Source organism: Aeromicrobium sp., assembly GCF_049587115.1.
Taxonomy (GTDB): Bacteria; Actinomycetota; Actinomycetes; order Propionibacteriales; family Nocardioidaceae; genus Aeromicrobium.
On record NZ_JBAVDI010000048.1, the window covers coordinates 1 to 3,467 of the forward strand.

Here is a 3,467-nt window from a genome sequence, read left to right on the forward strand (position 1 = left end):
AGACGGTGACGGGTGCGCTCATGGGCCCAGCCTATGAGGACTGTGCGGTGGCTGACCGGCCCGAGTACTTTGAGCCCATGACGCTGTCAGATGAGCTACGGATCGCCCTCGACGGCAAGTGGCGCCATGTGCGCGAGCAGTCGCGGAACGACCTGTCGGAGATGGATCTCCTCTTCGACCACGACCTGAGCCTGGACGAGGCGCGGGAGCGCACGTTCCGCCAGCTCAAGGAGCTGGTGCCCACCGGCATGTCAGCGGCTGGTTTCCGCGAGGAGCACGGCGGCGGCAACGACCCGGGCATGGCGGTGACGGCCATCGAGATGCTGGCCCAGTTCGACCTGTCCCTGATGGTCAAGGCGGGCGTGCAGTGGGGCCTGTTCGGCGGCGCGATCGAGAACCTCGGCACGGACAAGCACCACCAGGCGTACATCCCCGGGCTGATCAACCTGGACATCCTCGGTTGTTTCGCCATGACCGAGACCGGCCACGGCAGCGACGTGCAGAGCCTGGAGACCACCGCGACCTTCGATCCGGCTACCGAGGAGTTCGTGATCCACTCCCCGACGCCGTCCTCACGCAAGGACTACATCGGCGGGGCCGCCGAGCACGCACGGGTCGGAGCCGTGTTCGCCCAGCTCATCACCAAGGGGGAGGGCCACGGCGTGCACTGCTTCGTGGTGCCGCTGCGTGACGCCGATGGTCATGACCTGCCCGGCGTCACGACGTCGGACGACAAGCACAAGGGCGGGCTCGGGGCCGTCGACAACGGCCGGATCATCTTCGACCAGGTACGCATCCCGCGCGAGAACCTGCTCAACAAATACGGTCACGTCGACGAGGGAGGCACCTACTCCTCGCCGATCGACAATCCCCAGGCCCGTTTCTTCACGATGCTCGGCACGCTGGTGCGGGGCAGGGTCAGCGTCGGCGGCTCTGCCAGCGCAGCCACGGAGGTCGCCCTCAGCATCGCCGGACGATACGCCCTGAAGCGCCGGCAGTTCGGTCCCGAGCCGGGCAACGAGATACTGCTGATGGACTACCGCATGCACCAACGGCGGCTGCTCCCGCTGATCGCACGCTCATACGCCTACCGCTTCGCGCAGAACCAGCTCGTGGCGCGCATGGATCGCATCCAGGGCTCGGAGGATCCGCCCCCGCCGCACCAGCAGCGCGAGCTCGAGAGCCGCGCCGCCGGCCTCAAGGCAGCCCAGACGTGGCACGCGACCACGGCGATCCAGGAGGCGCGTGAAGCGTGCGGCGGCGCCGGCTACCTGGCCGAGAATCGACTCACGACCCTCAAAGGTGACACGGATGTCTTCACGACGTTCGAGGGTGACAACCACGTCCTGTTCCAGCTCGTCGCCAAGGAGCTCCTGACGGCATACGCCGCCGAGGTCGGGGGGCTCGACCCGGTCGGACTCGTACGATTCGCGGCCGGCACGGTCGCCGACGTCGTCAAGGAGCGCACTGCGGCCTCACAGCTGATCCAACGACTGATCGATGCTCGACCCGGCAAAAGCGACGACGACCACGACCTGCTGGATCGTGGCACTCAGCTCAGCCTGTTCGAGGACCGCGAGGAGCATGTGCTCGAGACCGCCGCACGCCGGCTGCGGCGTGCGGGCAGCGACAAGGCCGAGGCGTTCGCGGTCTTCAACGCCGCGCAGGACCACGTCATCCGCGCCGGACGGGTGCACATCGAGCGGGTCGTCCTCGAGGCGTTCACCGCTGGCATCGCCCGGTGCGAGAGTCCCGAGGCCCAGGAGCTGCTGCGCGACGTGTGCTCCCTGTACGCCCTGACCTCGATCGAAGAGGATCTTGCCTGGTTCATGGGACACAACCGGCTGGCCGACACCCGGGCCAAGACCGTGACGACGCTCGTCAACGATCTGCTGGAGAAGCTCCGCCCCCACACGCTCACCCTGATCGAGGGATTCGGCGTCCCCGAGGCCACTCTCAACGCGGCCATGCTGCAGGACTGAGCCGATCTGGTGCTGGCGCGACGCGTCAGTCGAAGTCGCCGGCGGAGAGCCGCAGGCTGCGCAGGAGCTCGTACGTCGCGTCCTGCTCGGCTGCGTCAAGTCCCTTGACCGCGAAATCGATACCCATGATCTTCTCGGTCGCCTGCCCCAGCACGTCCTTGCCCTGTGCCGTGAGCTCGGCCAGCGTGCGGCGGCGGTCGGTGCGGTCTGCGACCCGCTTGACCAGGCCCTGGGCCTCGAGTCGGTCCATCGCATTGGTCACGGAGGTCGGATGCACCATGAGCCGCTCACCGATCTTGCTGAGCGGCAGCCGGCCTGTCGCGCTGAAGGACAGCAGTGCCAGCACCTCGTAGCGGGCGAAGGTGATGCCGTAGGGCTTGAGCACGGCGTCCAGCTCGGCGATGATCAGCTGTTGGACGCGCATGATCGAGGTGGCGAGCCGCATCGAGGTCGGGTCGCCGATGTGCGTGGTCCACAGCTCTGAAGCGCGTTCGATCGGGTCGAACGGCAGCTTCGGTTCGCGTGGCATGGCCCCATCGTAGGGAATCGCCACCCGGGCTGGCAATTACTTGGATGCCCGACTATTTTAAGACCTAGGGATTCGCACGACCGCCCGCCAGGAGATCGAGGACGCATGCACCAGCAGGACCTGCACACGCCGAGTCACCCCGTACGATTCGTGACCGCCTCCGCGCTCTTCGACGGTCACGACGCCTCGATCAACATCATGCGCCGGATCCTGCAGTCACAAGGCGCCGAGGTCGTCCACCTCGGGCACAACCGATCGGTCAAGGAAGTCGTCGATGCGGCGATCGAGGAGGACGTCCAGGGCATCGCCGTCTCGTCCTATCAGGGCGGCCACGTGGAGTACTTCGAGTACCTCGTCGAGTCGCTGCGCGAGCAGGGTGCTGGTCATATCCACGTCGTGGGTGGCGGCGGCGGCGTCATCGTCCCGGACGAGATCGCCCGGCTGCGCCGCAGCGGGGTCACGATCTTCTCCCCCGAGGACGGCCAGCGCCTGGGCCTGGTCGGCATGATCAACTCGGTCGTCAAGGACTGCGACTTCAGCCTGCTTGAGCTCGGCGAGCTCGACGTCGACGCCGTCATCGCGGGGGACCGCTCCGTGATCGCCCGGGCGATCACCTACGCCGAGGCCGGCGCGCTGAACGCTGAGCAGCTGGAGCGAATCCGCGAGGCAGCGGCCGTTCACACCGCCCCCGTGCTCGGCATCACCGGCACGGGCGGCTCCGGCAAATCCTCACTGACCGACGAGCTCGTCCGCCGCTTCCGAGTCGACCAGCAGGACAAGCTGCGCATCGCGGTCATCGCGGTCGATCCGACCCGTCGACGCGGTGGCGGTGCACTGCTCGGCGATCGCATCCGGATGAACTCCCTGGACGGCGAGCGCGCCTACTTCCGGTCGCTCGCGACCAGGGGTTCGCGCGAGCTGCCCGAGTCGCTGCCCGACGTGATCTCGATCGCCAA

3 protein-coding genes are annotated in these 3,467 nt (G+C 67.4%); 2 read left to right on the forward strand and 1 reads right to left on the reverse strand.

Annotated elements, in window-relative coordinates:
- Window positions 1-77: 77 nt before the first annotated feature.
- The gene (locus WB461_RS04805) at window positions 78-1,982 is read left to right on the forward strand and encodes an acyl-CoA dehydrogenase (protein WP_423851581.1); all 1,905 of its coding nucleotides are present in this window, start codon (window positions 78-80) and stop codon (window positions 1,980-1,982) included.
- Window positions 1,983-2,007: 25 nt separating this feature from the next.
- On the opposite strand, the gene WB461_RS04810 is transcribed toward WB461_RS04805, so the two are convergent.
- Window positions 2,008-2,511: a MarR family winged helix-turn-helix transcriptional regulator gene (locus tag WB461_RS04810; protein WP_423851582.1), complete on the reverse strand. Its 504-nt coding sequence runs from the start codon at window positions 2,509-2,511 to the stop codon at window positions 2,008-2,010.
- A gap of 105 nt (window positions 2,512-2,616) precedes the next feature.
- On the opposite strand from WB461_RS04810, the gene WB461_RS04815 reads away from it, so the two are divergent.
- Window positions 2,617-3,467: cobalamin-dependent protein (locus tag WB461_RS04815; protein ID WP_423851583.1), on the forward strand; the 851-nt coding region annotated here is incomplete at its 3' end.